General features: G+C 60.8%; 17 protein-coding genes. 8 read left to right on the forward strand and 9 right to left on the reverse strand.

Features of this window, described 5'->3' with window-relative positions; all coding sequences use genetic code 11:
- Positions 1-2 precede the first annotated feature (2 nt).
- From ACWUI2_RS04595 to ACWUI2_RS04605, 3 genes are all read left to right on the forward strand, one after another.
- A complete protein-coding gene (locus ACWUI2_RS04595; protein ID WP_486981687.1) occupies positions 3-1,793 on the forward strand; it encodes a BatD family protein in 1,791 nt (596 codons plus the stop codon).
- On the forward strand, positions 1,790-2,521 hold the full coding sequence (locus ACWUI2_RS04600; RefSeq protein ID WP_486981688.1) for a tetratricopeptide repeat protein: 732 nt from the start codon (positions 1,790-1,792) through the stop codon (positions 2,519-2,521). Before ACWUI2_RS04595 ends, ACWUI2_RS04600 begins: the two co-directional genes overlap by 4 nt.
- A 431-nt stretch (positions 2,522-2,952) precedes the next feature.
- Complete coding sequence (locus ACWUI2_RS04605) at positions 2,953-3,903, forward strand: sigma-70 family RNA polymerase sigma factor (RefSeq protein ID WP_486981689.1); 951 nt, start codon at positions 2,953-2,955, stop codon at positions 3,901-3,903.
- Between the two features lie 3 nt (positions 3,904-3,906).
- Here the strand turns inward: ACWUI2_RS04605 and ACWUI2_RS04610 are convergent, their stop codons facing one another.
- The 6 genes from ACWUI2_RS04610 to ACWUI2_RS04635 all read right to left on the reverse strand — a co-directional run bounded on the left by ACWUI2_RS04610 (position 3,907) and on the right by ACWUI2_RS04635 (position 10,743).
- Positions 3,907-5,079: an ROK family transcriptional regulator gene (locus ACWUI2_RS04610; RefSeq protein WP_486981690.1), complete on the reverse strand. Its 1,173-nt coding sequence runs from the start codon at positions 5,077-5,079 to the stop codon at positions 3,907-3,909.
- A gap of 59 nt (positions 5,080-5,138) precedes the next feature.
- Entirely contained in the window at positions 5,139-6,071 is a 933-nt protein-coding gene (locus ACWUI2_RS04615; protein ID WP_486981691.1) for a hypothetical protein, read from the reverse strand.
- 101 nt (positions 6,072-6,172) lie between these two features.
- Complete coding sequence (locus tag ACWUI2_RS04620) at positions 6,173-6,859, reverse strand: PEP-CTERM sorting domain-containing protein (RefSeq protein ID WP_486981692.1); 687 nt, start codon at positions 6,857-6,859, stop codon at positions 6,173-6,175.
- 204 nt (positions 6,860-7,063) lie between these two features.
- Entirely contained in the window at positions 7,064-8,623 is a 1,560-nt protein-coding gene (locus ACWUI2_RS04625; protein ID WP_486981693.1) for a family 20 glycosylhydrolase, read from the reverse strand.
- An 80-nt stretch (positions 8,624-8,703) separates the two neighbouring features.
- Entirely contained in the window at positions 8,704-9,612 is a 909-nt protein-coding gene (locus tag ACWUI2_RS04630) for a Gfo/Idh/MocA family protein (protein ID WP_486981694.1), read from the reverse strand.
- An 87-nt stretch (positions 9,613-9,699) separates the two neighbouring features.
- Complete coding sequence (locus ACWUI2_RS04635; protein ID WP_486981695.1) at positions 9,700-10,743, reverse strand: Gfo/Idh/MocA family protein; 1,044 nt, start codon at positions 10,741-10,743, stop codon at positions 9,700-9,702.
- A 149-nt stretch (positions 10,744-10,892) separates the two neighbouring features.
- Here ACWUI2_RS04635 and ACWUI2_RS04640 point away from each other — a divergent pair, with 149 nt between their 5' ends.
- A complete protein-coding gene (locus ACWUI2_RS04640; RefSeq protein WP_486981696.1) occupies positions 10,893-12,785 on the forward strand; it encodes a family 20 glycosylhydrolase in 1,893 nt (630 codons plus the stop codon).
- Between the two features lie 817 nt (positions 12,786-13,602).
- Here the strand turns inward: ACWUI2_RS04640 and ACWUI2_RS04645 are convergent.
- Together ACWUI2_RS04645 and ACWUI2_RS04650 are read right to left on the reverse strand one after the other, a co-directional pair.
- Entirely contained in the window at positions 13,603-14,328 is a 726-nt protein-coding gene (locus ACWUI2_RS04645; protein ID WP_486981697.1) for a type II secretion system protein, read from the reverse strand.
- 26 nt (positions 14,329-14,354) lie between these two features.
- Positions 14,355-17,000: a hypothetical protein gene (locus ACWUI2_RS04650; protein WP_486981698.1), complete on the reverse strand. Its 2,646-nt coding sequence runs from the start codon at positions 16,998-17,000 to the stop codon at positions 14,355-14,357.
- Positions 17,001-17,388: 388 nt separating this feature from the next.
- Between ACWUI2_RS04650 and ACWUI2_RS04655 the strand changes: the two genes are divergently transcribed.
- Positions 17,389-17,754 (forward strand): VOC family protein, encoded by a 366-nt coding sequence (locus tag ACWUI2_RS04655; protein ID WP_486981699.1) that lies wholly within the window; start codon positions 17,389-17,391, stop codon positions 17,752-17,754.
- Positions 17,755-17,769: 15 nt separating this feature from the next.
- Here the strand turns inward: ACWUI2_RS04655 and ACWUI2_RS04660 are convergent, their stop codons facing one another.
- A complete protein-coding gene (locus ACWUI2_RS04660) occupies positions 17,770-18,231 on the reverse strand; it encodes a cupin domain-containing protein (protein ID WP_486981700.1) in 462 nt (153 codons plus the stop codon).
- A gap of 166 nt (positions 18,232-18,397) precedes the next feature.
- Here ACWUI2_RS04660 and ACWUI2_RS04665 point away from each other — a divergent pair, with 166 nt between their 5' ends.
- From ACWUI2_RS04665 to ACWUI2_RS04675, 3 genes are all read left to right on the forward strand, one after another.
- Entirely contained in the window at positions 18,398-19,561 is a 1,164-nt protein-coding gene (locus tag ACWUI2_RS04665; protein WP_486981701.1) for an acyl-CoA dehydrogenase family protein, read from the forward strand.
- Positions 19,562-19,569: 8 nt separating this feature from the next.
- The gene (locus ACWUI2_RS04670; protein ID WP_486981702.1) at positions 19,570-21,162 is read left to right on the forward strand and encodes a sensor histidine kinase; all 1,593 of its coding nucleotides are present in this window, start codon (positions 19,570-19,572) and stop codon (positions 21,160-21,162) included.
- 138 nt (positions 21,163-21,300) lie between these two features.
- Positions 21,301-22,608 (forward strand): FAD-dependent oxidoreductase, encoded by a 1,308-nt coding sequence (locus ACWUI2_RS04675; protein ID WP_486981703.1) that lies wholly within the window; start codon positions 21,301-21,303, stop codon positions 22,606-22,608.
- Positions 22,609-22,644: the final 36 nt, after the last annotated feature.

Genomic DNA, 22,644 nt, shown 5'->3' on the forward strand with positions numbered 1-22,644 from the left:
AAATGAATACACTTCGCTTCCACCTATCTTGTTTTCATCTCCACCTCCGCCTCCTGCTCGGATGCGTTCTCCTCGGCCTCCTGCCGGCAACCCATGCGGCGGCTTCGGTTTCCGCCGAAGCATCGGTCCGGAGTTCCTCGATGCAGATGGGACAAACCAACTCCTACACCATCACCATCCGCCACGCCCGGAACGTCCCCGATCTCGGTGCGCCCCAGGTCCGGGGTCTCTATTTTTCTCCCACCGCCTCCACCCAAACCTCGCACACGATCATCAACAACCAGGCTTCCAGCGAAACCCGCCTGACGTGGAATTTCCAAGCCGAGCGACCGGGAACCTATACCATTCCGGCCCGCCAATTCCGTCTCGGAGACCAGACCATCCGGATCGACGCCGTCACGGTTGAGGTCCGCGAGATGTCGGCCGAGATGCGGGAACGTTTCTTTCTCCGCTGGAGCGTTCCCGACAAGCCGTTCTACGTCGGCGAATCCATTCCCGCGACTCTTCAGCTTTACGTCCGCGGCGATCTCAACGCCAGCCTGGCCCGGAATCCGGAGGGATCAAGCGACCAGTTCATCCTCCGTCCCTTCGAGGGCCAACCACGCCAGCGCCAGGGACGGATGAACAACGAACCGTTTACCGTCGTCGAATGGGATACCGTGATCACCCCAATCCGCTCCGGCCCGGCCGCTCTACCGGTCAGCCTGGTTCTCGCCTACAACACCGGGCAAGTGACCCGCGACTTCTTCGGCGCCCGCCCGGTCCAGGAAACGATCCGGCTCACCACCGAAAACAGCGACTGGGAGATCCGCGACCTGCCTCGCGCCAACCGTCCCGCCGGATTTTCCGGAGCGGTCGGGTCGTTCGAGGTCTCCGGTCGCCTCTCCGCCACCGAAGCCGAGGTCGGGGATCCGATCACCTTGGTGCTGGAATTGAGCGGCGAAGGAAACTTCGAACGAATTCAGCCGCCCGAGATTCCGGAAACCGACGGCTGGCGGATTTTTCCTCCCCGCACCCGCATGACCGAGAAAGAGGCCAGCTACCGGGGTGTCAAAACTTTTGAATACATCCTGACCCCGACCCGCGACACCGTCACCGAAGTCCCGGCGGTCGCCTTTTCCTGGTTCGATCCCCATCGGGAAGTCTGGGAAGAGCGGAGCCTCGGATCGAAACCGGTCCGCATCCGGCCCGACTCCGGCGGCGGAACCTCGCGACCGGCGACGGCAGCCACCGGCACGGCCCGAGACTCCCGCAGTCCCATTCCCGACTCCCTCCTGCAAGTCGCGCCGCTGGCGGCGACCGCCGGACGACCCGGGAGTTTGACGCTTCCGTGGCGGCAGCCGACTTTCTGGATGGTCAACGGTGGCATCGCCATTCTGGCCGCCATCGCCCTCGGAGGCGTGGTCCGGCAACGGAAGCGCGACCGCGACCCGTTGGCGCGAATCCGCCTGGAACAGAATCAGCGGGCGCGCGCACTCGCCCAAAGCGCGTTGGCCGCCGCGAACCGGGGCGAGGCGTCGAAATTTTACGCTGCCGCCACCGGCTCGATCCGCCATCATCTCGCTGATCCGGTCCCGGGACGGACCAAGCCGGAGAGCCTGGGCTGGGACGAAATCGAAAGCCGTCTGCGGCGCTGCGGAACCGACGACGAAGCCGTTACCCGGGCGCGGATCCTGTTTGACCGCCAAGACGCCGCGCACTTCGCCGGATGGACCGCCTCCGCCGAAGATCTCGACCGCGACTGCACGGCTTTCGCCGCCCTGCTTGACCAAATCAAACGCGCCAAGTCATGAAATTTCTCACCATAGTTTTCCTCGCCGCGGTCCTCGGCTCGCTTTCCGCCGCAGCCAGAACGACCGCCCCCGACGAACTCTTCTTTCACGCCAACGAACTGGCGGCGAACGAGGCATGGGATGAAGCCATCGCGGCCTATCTGCAAATTCTGGAGGTTCGTTCGTCACCGAATATCCACTACAATCTCGGAACGGCCTATTACCATGCAAGGGACCTTGGCCGGGCGCGTATCCATTGGGAAAGGACACTCGCCATGGACCCTCGCCATCCCGGTGCCCGCCACAATTTGCATCTCCTTTTCCGGAGGACCGGTATCGAGGAACCATCCGGCGGCGCGGCCGCCCGTTTCGCCGGTTTATTGTCGGCGGGCCAATGGATCTGGTTGGCGGCCGTCGGATTTTGGTCCGGGGCTTTCTGTCTGGTCGGAATCGTTTGGAAACGGAGGCCCGGATTATATGTCGGGGCTGGCGCCGGGACGGTGGTTTTCGTTGTCGGATTGATAGGAACGGTTCTGCTCGCCGGGACGCTTGACCGGGCGATTTTGGTGGGAAACCAAGTAGCGTTGAAAGTCGCCCCGACCCCATCGAGCCCGGAAGCAGGCCGTTTGGACGCGGCTCAATCGGTCCGGATCATCGAAACATTCGGAGATTATTTCAGAGTCCGATTGCCGAATGGACAGGAAGGATTCCTCCCCGCCAGACAAGTGGAACCGATTCTCCCGCGTTAACGATAGCCGGAGCTTCGTGCTTTAGCCGAAGACCGTCGGGCATGGGAATCGTCCCGGGATTCCACACCGAAAACGACCGCGGCTGAAGCGCGCGGCTCCCTCATCCGGCGAAAGGCGGGATGCTACCCGAACCGGAGCTTCGTGCTTTAGCCGAAGACCGTCGGTCACGGGGAATCGTCCCGGGATTCCACACCGAAAACGTCCGCGGCTGAAGCGCGCGGTTCCCTCATCCGGCGAAAGCCGGGATGCTACCCGAGCAGGAGCTTCGCGCTTTAAGCGAGTCGCGGGCACCGTCTACGAAGTTTTACCTAGGCCTTTATCGGGTGTCGACCCGGATCGATTGCCGGCGGCTTTGTGCTACAGTGTTGGGGATTGGTTCCATTTACCCTGGAGCCACCAATCAACGCGCCAGCGAAATGGGAAGGAAAAGCATGCGAACACTTAAGGAATCGACTACAGAATCGACCAATTGCGACGCCGGGGAGGACCGCGGTGCCGTCGCCCTCTACCTGGGGGACATCGGCAAAATTCCATTGATTACCCCGCAGGAAGAAGTGGAGTTGGCCGCCGAGATCAAGGCGGGCAATCTGGAGGCCCGCGACCGGATGATCCGGGCGAACCTCCGGCTAGTCGTCAAAATCGCCTACGATTACTCCCACTACGGCGTTCCGTTCGCCGACCTGATCAGTGAAGGAAATCTCGGCCTGATGAAAGCGGTGGAGCGTTTCGACCCGGCCAAGGGCGGGAAATTGAGCACCTACGCTTCCTGGTGGATCAAACAACGGATCAAACGGGCGCTCGCCAACCAAAGCAAAACCATCCGGCTCCCGGTTCACCTGACCGACCGGATTACCCGGATCCGGAAGACCGCCTCGCAACTGAGCGAAAAACTGGGACGGGAGGCGAGCGATGAAGAGATCGCCCGGGCGACCGGAATTCCGGTCAACCATGTCGCCCATCTCCGGACCGTCAGCCTCCGTCCGGCTTCCCTCGACGCCCCGATCGGCGAAGAGGAAAACACCAGGTTGAGCGATCTGGTCGGCGACGAAAACGCCGGTTCCCCGGCGGAGGATCTGATCGAGAAGAACTTGAAGGAAGATGTGACCGATACCATCGCCAATCTCAGCCACCGGGAGGCGGAGGTGATTCGGTTGCGTTTCGGGCTCGACGGAAATCCGCCCCGCACGCTCGAGGAAATCGGACGGATCTTCGGGGTGACCCGGGAACGGATCCGCCAACTGCAAAACATCGCGTTGTCGCAGGTTCGCAAACGTTTGGTCGATCGGGAAAAACAATCAACCACCGACGATCTTGAGGAAGAAGAACAGATGCGGCGACGGATGGAAATTCTTCGCGATTTCCTGCAGCGGGAAGCGTCGTGAGGGTCACCCCGTCCCGGCGGGAGCCGGCACGGGATTCTTCGCCATCTGCCCGACTTCGTTTCCGTAGAGCCCCGCTTCGAGCGCGCGCAAGGCGGCTCCGGCAGCGACCGCTTCGACCCCGACGGATGAGGTGAGGATCCGCACTTTCCGGTTCTTGACCGGAATGAGCCGGGCATTGAGTTCGGATTCGATGGCTTTGAGGAACGCCCGGCTGCGCATCGGTTGCTCGCTGCCGAGAACGATCGCCCCCGGATCGATCAGGTCGGCGACCGGAGCGAGCGATTTCGCCAGGACCGAGGCGACCTCCCGGACCGGCTCTTCGACCGCGCCGTTTTCATCGGCGAGCGCCGCCACGATTTCATCCGCTTCCTTGGCGGACAGATGAACCTTCGGCGCGAGGATCGAGTCGAGTTCTCCGGCCGCGAAGTGGAAACCGCGGTAAACTTCATCGGACAAGTGCAACGCGGTGCCGAACGAAAACGAGGCGCGTCCGTCGCGGTCGAGGGAGCGGTTGACCATGAAATAAAGAAAGTCGTGCAGTCCTTTCGCGCACCCCAGGTGACGTTCGGCGTGGGCCGCCAAATGGACGTTATGATCGACCGTCACCGGAATGTTGAACCGTTCGGCGAGCTTTTCCCCCAAGGGATAATCCTCGAGCGCAAAGCGGCGGGAATACCGCACCACCTGACTCTCGGTGTCGACGATCCCGGGAAGACCAATTCCCAACCCGAGGAGTTTTCCTTCCTTTACCGGGCGGACCAACACCTCAGCTAACGCCTGGTGAAGGTTCGTGGCCAAATCGGCGCTGCCGGTCGGAACCGAGACCCGCTCCTCTCCGACGATTTGTCGGGCGGCGTTCATGAAAACCACGTCGACCGCGTTGTTCTGTTGCAACGAGACTCCGGCCAACCAGCCGAACCGGGCGTTGACCTCCAGCAAGACATGGGGACGGCCCGCGCCGTTGCCCTCCTCCTTCCCGGCCGTTTCCAACAGTCCGTGTTCGAGCAGGTCCCTAATGATATGGGTGACCGTCGAATTCTGAATCCCAGTCAGGCGGGCAATCCGGAGGCGGGAATGAGGCCCTTTGTCCGTAAGCAACCGCAGGATCAACCGCCGGTTCCACAATCCGGCGGCCTGTTGGTTGAACGCATGATGGCTGATTGGTCGCTGAGCCATACGTTCATCAAATACCAAACGAAGGGAAAAGAAAGATCATCTTCATGGAAATCAGCCGATCAATCGACCGGATCCCCCGCCCAACCGTCAAGCAGCGGACGCACCGTGCGATATTGATGCAAAAGGATGCCCCCGAACGCCGGGTTTTCCGAGTGATGGGCGTAGAGTTCACGGATCGCGGCGACGAACTCGTCCGGAGATCCGTTAGAGAATGTAATCGTCGGCGTGTCGTCCAGTCGGACCGTTTCCAAAGCCAGGTAGACCGGGCGACCGATTTTCTTTCCGTAAGCGAGTTCCGCCTCGGTGATCGAGGTCACCGAATTCGGCCCGAACATCCGCGTCCGGTAGGACATGATGCCGATGTAGTCGGAGAGATCCTGGACATGTTGCTGGAAGTTCTTCCGCTCCCCCTCAAATTCCACTTCGAACTCGGCGCGGCCGGCATACCAAAACGGAATATCGTGGGAGATCGTCAGATCCGGATCGGCCGCCCGGACCATTTCCCGCATGCGCGCGGCGGTTTCCAGAAACTCGAGGATCGAACTTTCGATATCCCCCGCCCTCCAACGTTCGGACGTGTAGGGCTCGATATCGTAATGGATCCCGGCGAAACCCTCGCCTGGCGGCAGAGAGGCGTGGAAGGCGAGGATGGCTTCGAGTTTCGCCAAGGTATCGGCCCGTTGGTCGGCGAAGCCCATGTTATTGGCTCCGTCAAGCGACTCAACCGCGATTCCGGCCTCCCGGCCCTGGCGAATCAAGGTCGCGTAAGCGTCCGGGGTCGACATGACAAAGCCGTCGGCGGTCCGATCGAATCGGACTTGAACCAACAACCGGGTGATCCCGTAAGTGGTGCAGAAGTCGATCAGCCGCGCTCGTTCTGCCGGATCGACCACCTCTTCCCGGTGCCAGACCCACATGCCGATTTCCCCGCCCGGAACCAGGACCCGATTCCCGCTTCGTTCGTCCGTTCCCGCCGCATTCGTGCAAGACATGGTCAACCACCCAGATAGAACAATCGCCGCCGCGACGCCCCAAACCTTTATCTTCATCGCGTTTCGCTTCATGGCGGACACCGTGGGATCATGGATACTCATCATTTCGAAGCGCGCCGCCGGACGACCGCCGCGACTCCGAAGACCACGATCCCAAAGATCATCGCGTAGGTCGCGGGTTCCGGAATCGCCATCATCGAATCGACATAGGCGACTTGACCCGCCGACTGAACGGTATTTTCAAAACGGAGCCGGACGTTGGAGACATTGGCCAAGGCCGCCGCAAGCGTGCCGGTTCCCTCCACTCTTCCCATCTCCTGGTCGGACAAATTGAAAACCAGGGTGCTGAACCCGTCGGTGCCGGGCGTTTGCGCCCACTGGGGAAGGGTTTGCCAGATAGCTCCATTCGTCCCCTGAATCGCGAGACGCAGAAGCGTCGGATTTGTCGGTCCGTCGAAACCGGCACGCGGCGCCAAACGGACCACGACCTGGAATTGCGGAAATGCGCCCAGGTCTGTCCCGGTCAGGTTGATTCGCCGAAAGTTCGCGTTGGTGGAATCCTGATTGGCCCCCCAGTTGATCGACAGCGTTCCGGCGTTGCTGCCGCCCACCCCTTGGCCAAGAGCCAGCCCGACCCCGTCGGAGGCGTGACCGAAGCTGTTGACGTTCGTTGTCATCTGGCTGGTCGTCGAATACGAGTTGAAGTCGTCGATCAGCAAGGTCTGGGAGAAAAGCGAGAGACCGGAAGCAAGGGCGGAAAGAATCAGAAGCGGAGTCAGTTTTTTCATGTCCGAATGGGTTGATGAATCGGGTTGGTGAAGGTTGCTCGAATGGAACAGGCGCCCGTCCAGGACGGCCTCTCCCAGTCGCTGCACGGGAGAATCACCCGAACCGACCGCCCCGTCAAGGTTTTTATTTCACACTTGAATTATTCGACGGTGGGAAGACGACGAATTGACTCTGTCGTTCGGGAGTTTCCCACCGGCGGGGAATTAGGATCGGCTCGTTTTCAGATAGGCTTCGATGTTTCCGAAAACCAACCCGGCAATCAATTCCGCGTATTTCGGCGTCATCCAATACCCGCACCAGACGGTCATCGCCTCCCGAGCCGCCGCCGTTTCGGCTATACCTTCCCCCGGCGACGCCTCTCCGTTCACAGTGCGGAAAACCGCCGCGGCGATCGTCGCGGCCAGCGCCTGAAACCTCGCCGCCTGGAACAGCGCGGCCACCATCGCCGGTTCGCCGACCCCGTTGAAATCAAAGGCCCGTAACTGCTTGGCGAGCACTTTGGCACGCTCCAAACCTTCCCCGATCTCTCGTTCCAAACCGGCCCACTGCGCCGCATCTTCCTTCCAGGTTCGCAAGAGATCGGGAAGGTAATTCGACGGCGCGGGCACCGGGTCCTTCAAGTGATTGAACTGCACGCCGTTTTCACGGGTGCGGAACAACGGCACGGTCTTGCCCAACTCTTCCAGAAACGAGGCAGGTACCGGCCCCAAACATGCTTCGATCGACCGTTTCTCGATGGTTTCATACTCGGCCCCGGGATCCGTCCAAGCGTCCGCCGCCATCCGGATCGCGGCTCCCTGGGTTTCCCACGGATGCACCCGGACCCCCCAGCTGGTGACGCAGGCACCGGTCATCTCCTCGCGTCGAGCGGCCTTCGCCACTCCGACGACATTGCGGGCGTGCAACGAATGGGTTCCGACAAAAAACGAGTCCCCAGAGGCGCGGGTGGAGCCGCAGAGGATCACATCCCAGCCGCGGTTTTTCAAAAAGCGGGCGCTGTGAAACGGCTGCAGTTCTCCCGTGTCCGACATCAATTCAGGGATCCGCGCACGCGTTTCCGCGGTGACCGCACTTCCCGAGATCATCCCGCTTCCCCAAACCAAAGTCTTTTTCGGAACGTCCGTCCCATCCCAATAATTCCAATCCCAGATCCGGAAATGCCGCGGCATCGCCTCGATTTGATCCGGATGGGCGAGGAGCATGTCTCCCCAGACTCCCGGTACAATCCCTTTTTCCAACAACGGCGCCGCGACTTCGCTCAAATGCTCGGCGTAAAGCGCGGTCCGTCCGAGCTCGTCGGCCCGCTTCCGGCAATTTTCACACGTGGCGAACCGGTAAGCTTCATCGCCGCCGAGATGAAACTGCCGGATTTCCGGTCCGAACAACTCCAGGATTTCGCGTATCCATTTTTTCAGGAAACTCCGAACTTCCGGATTCGTCGTGCAGTAACAATCGTGCCAGTCGGAGTCTTCCCGCCACCCATGATACTCGGGATGTTTCAACACGTATTCCGCGTGGCCCATGGTTTGGAGCAACGGAATGTTTTCCAAACCGAGCGACCGGGCGTAATCCAGAATCTCGCGGAAACTCTCCTTGGGAAAAGCCTCGGGGGAAACACATTCCGGACACGTTCCCCAGGCAACCTTGTCCTCGAGCTCCCAAAGCACTGCCGTATACCCCATCCCCTTCAACCGCTTCAACCAGAGGCGCAGGTAATCTCCCCTCAACGAGGTGAAATTCATGTCGACGTGAAAAATTAACATCGGTTTCGCCTTCCTCTTTATTCAGCCTCTGACTTCAGACGAACCGGAGAACGGTCGCCCGGTACCTGGAGAATCGAACTTCAAAGAGCCACGGTTCCCCCATGATCCCGGCTGCGGTTCGCGGCCACGATGAAGCGAACGATTTCCACGGTATCCTGCGGATCGATCGGCGGTTGACCGGTGTTGAGCATCGCCAAAACCGCTTCGAGCAACCCGACATAATACGGCCGTCCGCTGTAAACATCGACAAACCGGCTTTCCTTCTCCCGATGGATCACCCCCCCGAACTTGTTGTTCCCCGCCCGGTTTCCCCGGATCGTCCCGATTCGGCCGTCCTTCCAAACGCCGGTCACCAAGTCGTGCGTCTCATTGGTGGCGACCCGCACCTCCCGGCACCCGGGCCCCATCGCGGCGAACAACATTTCCACGGTGTGAATCCCATACCAAAACAATCCGGGCTGCGTCGGCTGGAGAGCCATCGGACCGTAAAAATCCGCCCCGATCACCGACCCGTCGCCACTGTCGTTCATCACGTCGCAGAATCCATCCGCGTAACGCAGCGAGGAGCAACTCATCATCGGAATCCCGTGATCGCGGGCCAAGCGGATCATTTCCTCGGCATCCTCGACCGTCACCGCGAACGGCTTGTCGATGAACACCGGTTTTTTCGCCGAAACGATCTTCTTGAACTGCTCCAAATGCACCCGGCCATCGACCGACGTCAACAAAACCGCATCGCACGATTCCGCCACTTCCTCGATCGAGTCGACGATGCGGACCCCATGCTTTTCCCGCAACTGTTCGACAAACCCGTCAACTCGCGAGACGCTCAACTCGAAGTCCGGCGATCCGCCCGGAAACGCGGCGGTTATCCGGGCGCCCGGCAAATGGTGCTCGTGGGCGGCATCATTCAAAATACCGGCGAACGCCACGCAATGCGAAGTGTCGCAACCGACCAGACCGAGTTTGTATTCTGTCTCGTTACTCATAAGAAACCTTTCCTTGCTGCCGCGACCGCCCGTCCCCGCCACCGGCGAGACGATTCTCTCCCCGGGAAACCGGGGCTCGCAAATGGCTCACCCGAGCCGAAGTTCGCCCGCCTCTCGGCGCGCCCACTCGATGGTCCGGATCACTTCAGCGGCGCTTTCCGGCGTCACTACCATCGCCGCCCCGTCGTTCAGCACGGCGGCGACATTGTCGTAAAACCCTCCTCCAGAAACCTTCGGCCGGATCTCCCGCTCCTCCTCCTGCCAGGGCAACTCCTCTCCGGTACCGTAGCGCCGTCCGGGAGCCGCCCCTTCGACTACCTCCAGGACCGAGACGGCCGCCGGGTCATAATAACGGAGCTTCGCCACCTTCGCGTCGTTCGCTGAAAGTGTTCCATTCGATCCCAGCAACATCGTCCGGGGAACCGGCAGAGCGCAACAACTCGTCAAAGAAATTTCGGCGGCCTGCCCCGTCTCGGTTTTCATCAACAAATGGACATGGTCGTCCGTATCCCCCGCGTCCTTCACATGCTGCAAATCAGCCGCCAACTTCGTCACCGGGGAATCGAGCAAATTCAAAACCAGATCGAGCGCGTGCGGACCATGGTTGTTCAACAAGCCGCCTTGGTTTTTCGCCAACGTCTGCCAGTCGTTGCGACGAGCGTAATTGGCCCAGAAAATCCGAATCTCAAAGATCCGCCCCAGGATCCCGCTCTCGATCACTTCTTTCAGAAAGCGGAATTCGTCGTCAAACCGACGTTGATGATGAGGAAAGACTTTTTTTCCGGTCTTGCGCGAACTCTCGACGATCCGCATCGCGCTGGCATGGTCCATTGCCACCGGCTTTTCGAGCACGCAATGCCGACCCGATTCCATCACCGCGATCGCATCGGCCTCATGCATCGTATTCGGCGTCGCGATCACCACCGCGTCGGCTTCGGTCGCTTTCAACATCGCGGCGAGATCACCATGGGTTCCGCACCCGAACTCCTTGGCGGCCTCTTTCCTCCGCTCCTCGTCGGGATCGGCTACGTCCACGATTTTGAAATCGTCGCGCTCACGCAACGCTTTGACATGGATCCCCCAGCCGGCCCTTCCCAGACCCGCTATCGCAATACGAATCGGCTTGCTCATAAGTATGAGATCATTGAAACTTCCCTCTCCCTTTCAAGCCTATTGAGAAGCGAAAGGAGAAACTTTCCGGCGCACCGCCGGCTTGAAACGCGTCACGATCCGTCCGCAAGGCGCTCGCCCGCACACCGAAACACTCACCGCATCCGATCATGCCTGCCACCCACCACATCGACGTTGAAAACGCACCGGAACATCTGCGGACCGGCCTCCGCTTCCTCTTCCCGGAATACACGCCTTTGTCTCCCAGGCCGGCTCCCGGTCTCACTTCCGTCTCCTTCCGCCACGACCCGGCCCTCGTCGCCGAACGCGCATTCGTCATCCGCCGTTCCACCGATCGGACCGAGATCCGCTACGGCCGCCGCATCGAGGCCTTCCGGGCGCTTGGCCGACTGATGGCTGGATTCGACGGCGACGAACTCCGCGAGAATTGCCGGTTCGAAATGCTCTCGCTCCAATTGGAATCCTCCCGCAACGGTGTCATAACCCCCGCCAACGTCCAAGCCTTCATCCGCCGCGCGAGCCTGATGGGCATTAACACCTTGATGCTTTACCTGGAAGACACCTACGAGGTTCCCGGCGAGCCGTTCTTCGGTTACCTCCGAGGCAAACATTCCCAAGGCGACCTCAAGAATCTCGACGACTACGCCGACGCCTTTGGGATCGAAATGGTCCCGTGCATCCAGGCGCTCGGACACCTCCACCAGATTCTCCAATGGAAGAACGCCTACGCCGACGTCACCGACATCCCCGGAGTCTTGCTGGCCAACGAGGAAAAAACCTACGAATTGGTCGGACGAATGATCGACGCCGCCCGCGCGCCGTTCCGGTCCAACCGGATCCATCTCGGGATGGATGAAGCCGTCGGGATGGGGACCGGTCAATACAAACGGCGCTTCGGCGAACGTCCGGTCTTCGACGTAATGAACGATCACCTCGCCCGCGTCGCCGCCATGTGCGAGGAACGTGGTTTGCAACCGATGATCTGGTCCGACATGTATTTCCGCATCGCCTCCGAAACCCACCAGTATTACGACCTCGACGCCCACGTCCCACCGGAGACGATCGCCCGGATCCCGGCCAACGTCGATCTGGTGTATTGGGATTATTATCACACCGAACAAAGCTTTTACGAAACCTACATCGACCGCCACCGGGCGATGAACAAGGAACCGATCATGGCCCCGGGCGCCTGGAACTGGAGCCGTTTCTGGACCCATATTCCTTATTCCCTCGCCCGCGTCCTTCCCTGCATGGAAGCCTGCAAAGCGAAAAATCTCCGCCAGGTTTTCATGACCACCTGGGGAGACGACGGGATGGAGTGCGACGTTTTTTCAGTGCTGCCGGTAATCCAGGCGTTCGCCGATGTCGCCTACGGGGAAACCTTCGACGAAGCGACCACCGCCCGGAACTTCGCCGCCTCCTGCCTGGCCGACTACCACGACTACTCCCTCGCAAGTCGCCTCGATTTGACCGGCCCCGGCCGGGATCCCAACGAGGATTTTTCGAACTGCTCCAAATGGATGATGTGGGACGATCCGCTGATCGGCCTCTGCGAACCGCATCAGGAGATGGAGTCCGGCCGGGCCCACTTCCATCAGCTCGCCGAGGAACTGGACGCGGCCGCCCGCAAGGAAAATCCCGGCGCCGACCGACTTCGCTTCCCCGCCCAAATCGCCCGCGTCCTCGCCCTCAAATGCGACCTGCGCAAGAATCTGGTGAAAGCCTATCGCACCGGCGACAAAGAAAAACTCCGCGCGCTTCTCGAACAGGAAGCCCAGCCCCTTCGGGAGGAACTGGAGAAACTCTGGAAGATTCACCGCTCCATGTGGCTCGCCACCTACAGACCATTCGGACTCGAAGTGATCGAACTCCGCTACGGCGGCCTCATCGCCCGGGTCCGCTCCCTGATCGACCGGGTCGAAAACTTCTGCGACGGCGAGATCGAAGCCATCCCGGAATTCGAAACCGAACTTCTCCCCTGGGCCTCCGGCCAAAACCTTGGCCACTACCGCCGCCACGTCACCCCAAGCGCGATTTCCTGAAGCAGGCGGCCGAACGCTTTTTTTGTAGTGGGGTTGGCTTTGCCGCCCCATCGTCTGGTCCTCGCAACGCCGAGAACCATGCACTCCGCTCGCGACGAACGACATCCCACGTCGACTCGGACATTTTCGGCCGATGCCGTCGGGCGGCGGAGCCAGCCCGCCTACGGCCAGACTGGCTCCGAAGACCGTCGCCCACGAAATCGTCAACGGCGCCCCGTTCCACCTACGCCAACGGCGTTTCGTCCTCCAGCCCAGGGTTGCCACGCGAATGCGGGGCTACCCTGGGGTTCGTTTCCGTTCGGAACACTACCCCAACGGGGTTGTGCCCCGGCATCCCGGCCAAACACCAAACGGGCGGAACCGCGTTGCGGTTCATGAGACTCCCGCACCGATTCCCAGGGTAGGCCTCATTGCATTCGGCCCAACCCTGGGCTGGAGGACGAAAGCCCGTTGGGCTACCAATCCGAGTTTCTTTCGTGAAACCGGGATATTTTGATTCCGGACGATCCAATTCGCCTCAACCACCGGCATCTTCGGTCGACGTCTCGTTCCACCTACGCCAAACGAGTTTTCATTCGACTAAACCGTCGAGTCCAAGCAGGAGCTTCGTGCTTTAGCCAAAGACCGTCGCCCACGAAATCGGCAACGGCGCCCCGTTCCAACTACGCCAACGGCGTTTCGTCCTCCAGCCCAGGGTTGCCACGCGAATGCGGGGCTACCCTGGGGTTCGTTTCCGTTCGGAACACTACCCCAACGGGGTTGCGCCCGTCGCGGGGTCCAACAACTTTGCCGGCATCCGTGAGCGTCCCGCCCTCCCCTATCGGGTCGGGTAAATGTGACGATATTGCACGTCAGCCTGGCGCATCATGCTGACGCTGGCGTCGGCCCGGACGGTGCCGGCCCGGCCGTCGTGACGAAACCGCAACCGGCCTTCGTCCGCGATGACATCGCGGTCGCCGCGCAAGAGATTGGCTGGAACCGTGGTGGTCAGATCGTTGCTCTGACCCCATTCCGCGAATACGCCCGCGTAGAAACGAGCCGCTGATACTCCGCTGTAATCAGGCACCTGCACCGCATCGCCGATGAGAATGACATCGCTCGGCCGTTGGATGTTGGTGAGGCGAATCGGAGATCGAGCACCGTCGAGATGCGCGCTTTCGCCAAAGGCTAATTGGTTAACGGCATACGTGCGCGCCGGCAGGGGATGGGTGATCGGACGAGTGATCTGAACCGGCTGTTCCGGGCAAGCCAGAATGCCGACTTCATCCGAAATGTAGGGACGCACGAAATAATCCCAATCCCGCAGCGCCCCGTCGTCGCCGAAACCCCGTCCCCATGGCAACAGATCGTTGTTGTCGTTGGCGTAAGTGACGACGGCCAGTCCCAATTGCCTGAGATTGCTGAGGCAGGCGGAGGTCCTCGCCTGGGCCCGAACCTTTCCGACCACCGGGATCAGGATCGCCGCGAGAATTCCGATGATGGCGATCACCGTCAACAATTCGATCAAAGTAAATCCCGCCGCTCTGCTATGTGGTCTCTTCATTTTTTCCTCCCTTGTTGTCGAATAAATCATGGTACTTCCGGCACCGCGAAGGCGGAGAACTCCACGTCCTCGATCGCCAACGCATGATTGTCCCCCGAATGATTTGCGTGGCTCCAACGGATCCACAAACTCTCTCCCGGATTGATCTCCAGACCGGCCACGTTGCCGTGAAGAATCCGCCGGCTACTGGCGCCCTTGCCGTCGAGGTTCGCCGCGGCCCCTCCCGTTTGCGGACTGGTGAACGTCAACCCGGGAAGAGCAATCCAATCGCCCCCCGTCAGACCGGTTCCCCCTTTACGGTAGCTGACCGAAATCTGGCTCTCCACGACGTTCCCGCTATTGCGCCATTGCTCGCCGACATAACCGAGCGAGAAGGACCGAATGGTTTCCGAATCTGTATTCACAATTCGAACACCGACGTGCACGTCGCCGCTCGCTCCCCCGGGCACGCTTCCCAAAGTCTGATTCGTGCTTTCCGACGCCCGCAGATTGTAGAGGCGACTGGTAACGACCGGGTTGGCCGTCGCATAATACTGGGTGAGCGACGCAAACCATCCGGGAAGGGTTTGATCATCCACCCAGGGATGAGCCGCGCCTCCGCTGAACGCCCCGCTCAACGTATTGAAATTCTGGGTGTATTGAATAATTGGAACAATCCGGTCGGCCTTCACCCGGAAAAACCGCCGGTTTTCCTCGGATACCGGAATGCCATCCAAATAGAACGCCGTTTCGGTGCCGAATCTCGTGGGGGCCACGCTCACCGGCGAACCGCCGGGGCCCGCTTCCCACGTGACCAGGTCGGCGCTGCTTTCGACTTCGTAAACCAAGTCACGGGGTTGACCGAGCCGGGAGAATTGCAGGGCTGGAAATCTTTCCGTTCCGCCGTTTTCCCCCACCGTCACCAAAACGAATTCCTGCACAGCTCCGACGGCGTCAAAAGGACCGTAGCCGAAGGCGTATTTGTAAAAGTTCGCGACACCATCGCCGGCCGGTGTGCCCGCAGATCCGCTGATCGCAGAATCTCCCAGCTCGGCGGAGGTGAAATAGGCGGCCCGCCAATCGTCAAACGTCGGCCGGATCCGCCAGGCTTCCCATTCGGCGAGCCGATGGAGTGGTTGGATGTCGATGCCGCGGCCGGTCGCCGCCTCTAATTCCAACATCACCGCCTGCATCTCCTGGAAGTTTTGCCATTCGTATCCTTGCACCCGGAGGGAAAGGATCACTTCTCCGGCGAAATTGGCCATTTCCCACTCGACCGACGAGAGGATCGAGCTGGCGCTCGGATTCTCGAAGGTCATGATTACCATCCCGTCGATGGCCGCGCCGAGGCGGTCGAACCAGGCATTTCGATCGGCCTCGGAATCCCATCCGATTTGTCCGCCGAGATTGGAATACCAGTGGGGAAACGCTCCGTAGATCGGAAGATCCGCGGCACCGTTTTGATCGAGATACAGCCGGGCTTCTTCAAACATTTCGACCAAACCTTCTATCAAGGCCCGCTTGTCGGCCGAAGAACCGTCGCTCCAAGCGGAGAGGATGTGCGGCTCCACGTCGAAATGAACGCCGTGAAAACGGTCCGATCCGGGCCGGGACTCATTGAAAGCGATCACTTCGTTTTGCAATTTCTGCCGCATGCCGTCACGGTGACTTGAATACACCCAATTGGTTTCCGCGAACAGCTGCCATGATTCGATTCCGTTAAAATACAATCTCCGATTCCACGCCGCGATCGTCTCCGGCTCGTCGACGTAGCGGCTCGCCCCGTACGACCCATAGATCCGTCCCAGGTTCCAGCCCCGCAAGATCGCGAGAAAGTCGTCTTCCCGTTGCGGACTCCCGACCACGGCCTGGGTGCCCCAGGGGTGGCCGCTCCCCGACTGCGCCCAGAACCATCCCCCGCGGGTTCCCGGTGTCGGAAACGTTTCCCCGGCGGAGATCGACACTTGATCGATACCCAGGGCGTGGTTCGTCCCGGAATGATTCGGATGGGTCCATCGGATCCAGAGGTCCTGGCCCGGTTGCCAGGCGAAACCGTTGACTGTCAAATCGCCCCGGGTGGCGCGATTGGCCGCGGCCTTCCCCGGAAGATTCACCGGATCGCCGCCCCCGGTGTGGAGGGCGGTGAACGTGAGATTGTCCCAATCGATCCAATCGCCGCCCGTCAGCTCTTCGCCACCGAGACGGTAAGAGACTTTGAGTTCGCTCGCGATGTCGTTGCCGCTGTTACGCCATTGTTCGCCGATATATTCGACCGACAAGTAGCCGAGGACAACGCCGGTCTCGTTGCGGAGACGAACCGCCTTGCTGATATCGCCGCTCGCAGTGCCCGGAACGCTTCCGAGACACATATCGATGCTGCTTCCGTCAGTGCGGAGATTATACATCCGGCTCGTCCACGCAGGATTCCCCTGGGCGATGTATCCGGGTTCCGTGGCATACCACCCCGGGATCGTGGCATTATCAGTCCACGGCTTTAAAGCGTCCCCGGCAAAACTCCCGTCCAGGGCGTTGAAGTCTTCGTGATAGACCGCTTCCGGGCTCGTGTAAGAGATTTGAGAGAAAGCGGTCGCTCCGACGGAAACCCAGAAGGCCGCGCCGAACAGGAAAGTCGCGGACGATCGAAGATTGAGACGGGAGGCGGAAAGAAAACAGGGAAGGAAAGAAAGATTCATGCTTTCGAACAAAGCAGAAAAACGAGGAAAAGGTCAAGGGTTTTTAATTCATGTTTGAATTAATTGCGGTTTGGCTTTTTGGTCTCGGGTCCGAGGTCGATGGCCGACCGAACTTGTCCAGAGACACACCCCACCGCTCTGGCGAGCGGTCCCCCCTCTCAAGAGGGGAACTTCTTGTACGCCGATCCCCTCTTGAGAGGGGGGGACCATGCGCGAGCATGGTGGGGTGTGTTTTCCTTCCCCGCCATGAAAGCCAAAAGCGCTTCCGAATACCTTTTCGAATACCCCCTAGCTATTTCTCGATAACATCTTAAACTTCTTTTCGGGCAATGCGGTGAATCGTTCAGGTTGGCCGTGTGCCAGATGCAAAAACCCGAACTCGAAGCTTATGAAGATCAAAGAAATCGCCTTTTCCTGTTACCCGGTGACCGACATGGAGCGAGCCCGCTCGTTCTACGAAGGGTTGCTCGGCCTGAAGGCCACCATGGACGAAAAAATGGAGGACGCCCATTGGGTCGAATACGACATCGGCCCCGGCACCCTGGCGGTCGCCGTCGTTCCGGGGACCTCCCCCAGCCGCGACGGGTGCAGCGTCGCCCTGGAGGTGGAGGACTTCGATCAGGCAATCCAAACCTTGAAGGAGGCGAACGTCGAATTCGCCTTCGGCCCGATCGAGACTCACGTCTGCCACATGGCTTTCGTGCGGGACCCGGATGGCAATTCAATCGGCATCCACCGGCGGAAGAGCGGCTAAACCGCGGTCCAACGGTCAGACCAGGAAACGGATCCCATGTTCGGCGGCGATCGCGCCGATCCGCGCCATATCCGGCCCTTCCGGTCGGTTGAAGACTTCCGCGCACCGGGAGAAGAAGGTCTCGAAGCCGGCGGGCGAGGTGGAAACCAACAACCGCCCGGTCGTTTCGCCGACGTTCTTGAAGGTGTGTTCCGCCTTCCGGGGAAGAAACACCGCTCCCCCGGGTCCGACTTCTTTCCAGGTTCCTTCGACGAGGAATTGGAACGTTCCCTCCTGAACCACGAACCACTCCTCCTCGTTCAGATGGACATGCGGGGGAGGGCCGCCGCCGGGAGGAACGATCTCGGTCCAAACACAGAGTTGGCCGTTGGTCTGGTCCCCGGTCAGATGGAAGATCACCTCTTCGCCGAACGCATGGACCACTTTGCCCGCACCTGCGGGAACGACAGAGGGAGGCACAGCCGGAATATTTTGCATGCCCTTTAAAAAGAGCAATTAAGGGGAAAATTGCAAGACGGCTGAAAAGGAAAATAAATCCCGGTGGGTCCCTTTTCCCTACCCGCTTCCCTCCCCCTCGCTATTCCCGCTTCCTTCTTTTGTTTTTGCGGTTTTCTTTTGCCCTTGCCTTCGATAGTTTGCCTCGATGAACGCGCTCGTGCCGGACCGGCTTCTCAAACTACGCAATCGACTCGAAGAAATCGCCGAGGAGCGGATTTCGCCGTTCGCCGCGGAGGTCGACGCGGAAGCCCGGTGGCCGGCCGAGGGGCTGCGCGCCTTGCAGGAGGAAGGAATGATGGCGTTGCACGTTCCCCGCCGTTTGGGCGGGATGGAAGAGGGGATGCTCGCCTTGGTCCTGGCATGCGAAACCATCGGACGCCATTGCTCGTCGACCGCCCTTTGTTTCGGCATGCATTGCGTCGGAAGCGCGGTGATCGCCGCCAAAGCGACCCGCCACCAGGAGGATCATTACCTCCGCGCCATCGCCGAGGGCCGGCACATCACCACCCTCTCCCTCTCCGAAAAAGCCGGCGGCAGCCACTTTTACCTTCCCCACACCCGGCTTCGGCAGGAAGGGGACCACTTTATCGCGCAGGGAGAAAAGGCGTTCGTCACCAGTGGAGGTCACGCCGACTCCTATGTGATCAATACCATCGCCGCCGACGGGGGCCACGACGAGGGCGAATTCAGCTGCCTGATCGTCGATTCCGACACCCCCGGCACCCGCTGGGGCGAACCTTGGACCGGGTTCGGCATGCGGGGGAACTCGTCCCGCAATCTCGTGCTGGACGACGCCCGGATCCCGTCCGCCAACCTCCTCGGCGAACCGGGCGACCAGGTCTGGTATTTATTCGAGGTGGTCGTGCCATTCTTCCTGATGGCGATGTCGGCCACCTACCTCGGCATTTCCCAAGCCGCCCTCGATCTGACTGTCCACCATCTCAAATCCCGCCGCTACGAACACTCGGGGGAACGACTCGAGGATTACGAACCGCTCCAAAAACGATTGGCCCTCCTCTGGACCGAGATCCAAAAATCGCGACTGCTCCTCTATTCCGCCGCCGAGTTGGGCGACCGGGGCGACAGCTCCGCACTGTGCCCGACCCTCGCAGCCAAAGCCGACGTCGGCCGGACGGTCTCCTTCATCACCGACGAGGCTCTCGCCCTCGGAGGGGGAAGCGCCTACGGAGCCAACAGCCACCTCTCCCGCCTTCTTCGCGACGCCCGGGCCGCCCACGTGATGTCCCCCACCACCGAAATGCTCACCACCTGGCTCGGCCGGACTCTCCTCAATCAGCCCCTCTTTTGAGTGACCCGATGAGCAAATCCGTTCTCCTATGGATCAGTGAAGCCGACGACCGGGACGACCCCGAGCTTCGACCGTTCCTGACCGGAACCGAGCGGGAAGCCGACTTGCACTTCCTCTCCCCCGGCGAAATCACCGAATTCATCGATCGACAAAACAATGGACGGATCATCGGGGCGATCATCGCCCCATCGGTCCGCAGCAGGGCCGCCCTCGCCCGGCAAATTCTTCAACTCGTCCCCGGAAGCGAAGTCATCTTCATCCTTTCCCCGGAATCCGATGGCTCCCGGAAACAGGAAACCAACCTCGCGTTTCTCTACGGTCATCACCGGACCGTCGACGCCTCCGACGCCGATCAGGCGATCAAGACCGTCCGCCGTTTGATCGACCAAGCCCGACGGCAACGGCGCTCCCGTTGGGCACTCGCCCGCATGAACGAGGAGATTGCCCAGGTCCGCGATCAAAAAGCGCACCAACGGCGGCTCGCGATTTCCGACCGGTTGCTGGTCAGCATCCTCGAGCAATCCCCCGACGCCTTATTCGCGCTCGACCTCGATGGCTACGTGATCGCGAAGAACCGGGCGGCCGTGCGCCATTTCGACCTCGGAGAAGCCGAAGGCACCCACTTCGAAAAGACCCCGCTCGCCCGACGGCTGCCGGAGGTGAAGGCGCTCGTCGGCCAGGCCATCGAATCCCGCCAGGTCCGCCGCCGCGAAATCGAACTCGCGGAGACCCCGGACGAACCCGGTCGTTTCCTCGAGGCGTCGGCCAGTCCGGTGGTCGTCGAAGATGATCATCTCGTCGGCATCACCATCTGTCTGCGCGATGTTTCTCCGCTGAAAATCGCCGAACGCGAATTGCGTAAATTGAACACCCGGCTGGAGGAACAGGTCGCCGCCCGAACGCAGGAATTAACTGAAACCAACCGTCAACTCGAAGGATTGTTGTATTCGGTCGCGCATGACCTGAGAGCCCCGGTCCGGTCGATCGCCGGGTTTTCCCAAATACTCCGGGAAGATTTCGGGGACGATCTCACCGAGGGAACCACCGACTTGTTGAGCAGGATCAACCGCGCCGCGTTGCGCATGGACCTCCTGATCCGCGATCTCCTCAATTACAGCCGGGCCACCAAGATCGCCCTCCCGCTTCGTCCTGTTAAATTGGATACGGCCCTCGAAACCGCCCGGACTGTGCTGGCCGACCAGATCGCCGAAGCCGACGGCGAGGTCGCCGTCGAACTTACCTCCGCAACAGTGGTGGCCCACCAAACCACCTTGGAGCAAGCGGTCATCAACTTGATCTCGAACGCCCTCAAATACCCCCGCCCCGGCGAACCGATCCACATCCGGGTCTTCGCCGAAAAAGTGGACGACCGTTGCCGCCTTTGGGTAGTCGACAACGGCATCGGCATCGATCCGGCCTACCAACAGAAAATCTTCGGGATCTTCGAGCGTATCGAAGTCGACACCGATCCCTCCGGCACCGGAATCGGCCTCGCCATCGTCAAAGGGGGCGTGGAACGCATGGGCGGCACCGTCGGCGTCGAATCCGCCCCGGGAAAAGGGAGTTCCTTCTGGATCGAACTTCCGATAGCCGGAGATTGAATTCCAGACCGACCTCCGCTCCCATTTCAAGATCCGCCCGTCATTGGCCAAACGGTGCGGAGCCCCGCTCGCGAAACTGGATTATCCTCCTCGCCACACGGCGGACAAACCCGTTCGTCGACCAAGGAGGGAGGGGTTATGAAAGAAACGATCCAAGTGGAAGTTTTGGTCATCGGCGCAGGTCCTGTCGGTCTTTTTTCGGCACTGGTTCTGGCCAAACGCGGCGTCAAGGTCGCGATCATCGATTCCCAACCGCAGCGCAGCACCCATAGCTATGCCTTGGCGTTGCACTCCCAGTCCCTCGGGCTTTTCGACGCCTATGGGCTGCTCGACGACTTGCTGACAGACGCCCGGAAGATTTCCCGCGTCGAACTTTACCATAACCACGACCGCGCCGCCCGCCTTGATCTCCGGTCGAACGGATTCGACACTCCGTTTCTCGCCATGGCGGTCGCCGGTCAGGATCAGGTCGAACGCACCCTCGAAGCCGCCCTCGCCAAGGAGGGCGTCCGGGTCCAATGGAGCCACCGCGCCGCCGAGATTCTCCACGATAAACACCAGGTCCGGATCCGGGTGGACGAATTGAGGGAGAACGTGATCGGCTACGCGGTTCCCCACGCGGACGGCTTCGTCGGCCGCAGTCGCGAATACGAGGCGGCCTTCGTGATCGGCGCCGACGGCCACAATTCCTTCGTCCGGCGCCACCTCGACATTCCGTTCCCGGAAGTGGCTCCCCCCGAGGATTTCGCCGTCTTCCAATTCGACTCCGGCGTCTCTGAACCCCACACGGTTCAAATCGTCGACTTCAACGGCTTGGTCAACGTCCGCTGGCCCGTCGGCGACACCAGCTGCCGATGGAGTTTCCAACTGAAGGATGAAGGGGTTCCGCCTCAATTCCTGCGGCGGAAAAACGTCACGCTTTTTCAGAAAATCGGCCACACCGCCACCGCGCCTTTGGACGACGCCCGTCTCGGCGAACTCCTTTCCGAACGGATCCCATGGCATCCCGTTCAGATCCGGAACGTCTACTGGAACCTTTGGGTCCGGTTCGAGCGCCGTCTCGCCGAACGGTTCGGCGAAGGCCGGGTTTGGCTGGCGGGCGACGCCGGACACCTCACCGGCCCGGTCGGGGTGCAGAGCATGAACGTCGGCCTGACGGAAGGCCATGACCTGGCCCGGCGGATCGCCGATTATCTGAGCGGCGATGCCACCAGCACCGTTTTCACCGAATACAACCGCGAACGTCTGGCGGAGTGGTCGTTCCTCCTCGGACAAACCGGCGGTCTGGAACCGACCGCCCGGGCTTCGACCGCCCTGGCCGCCCACCGCGCCCGCCTGCTCTCCTGGCTCCCGGCATCGGGCCCCGATCTGGGCCTTGTCGCCGACGCCCTCGGTTTTGAGATCAACGGCTGGGAAGCTGGCACCGCCCGCCTCGACACCCAATAACCGGGGACCACCCATCGTCTATCGTCTATCTGCGAT

This window comes from Verruconatronum alginivorum (genome assembly GCF_056590205.1).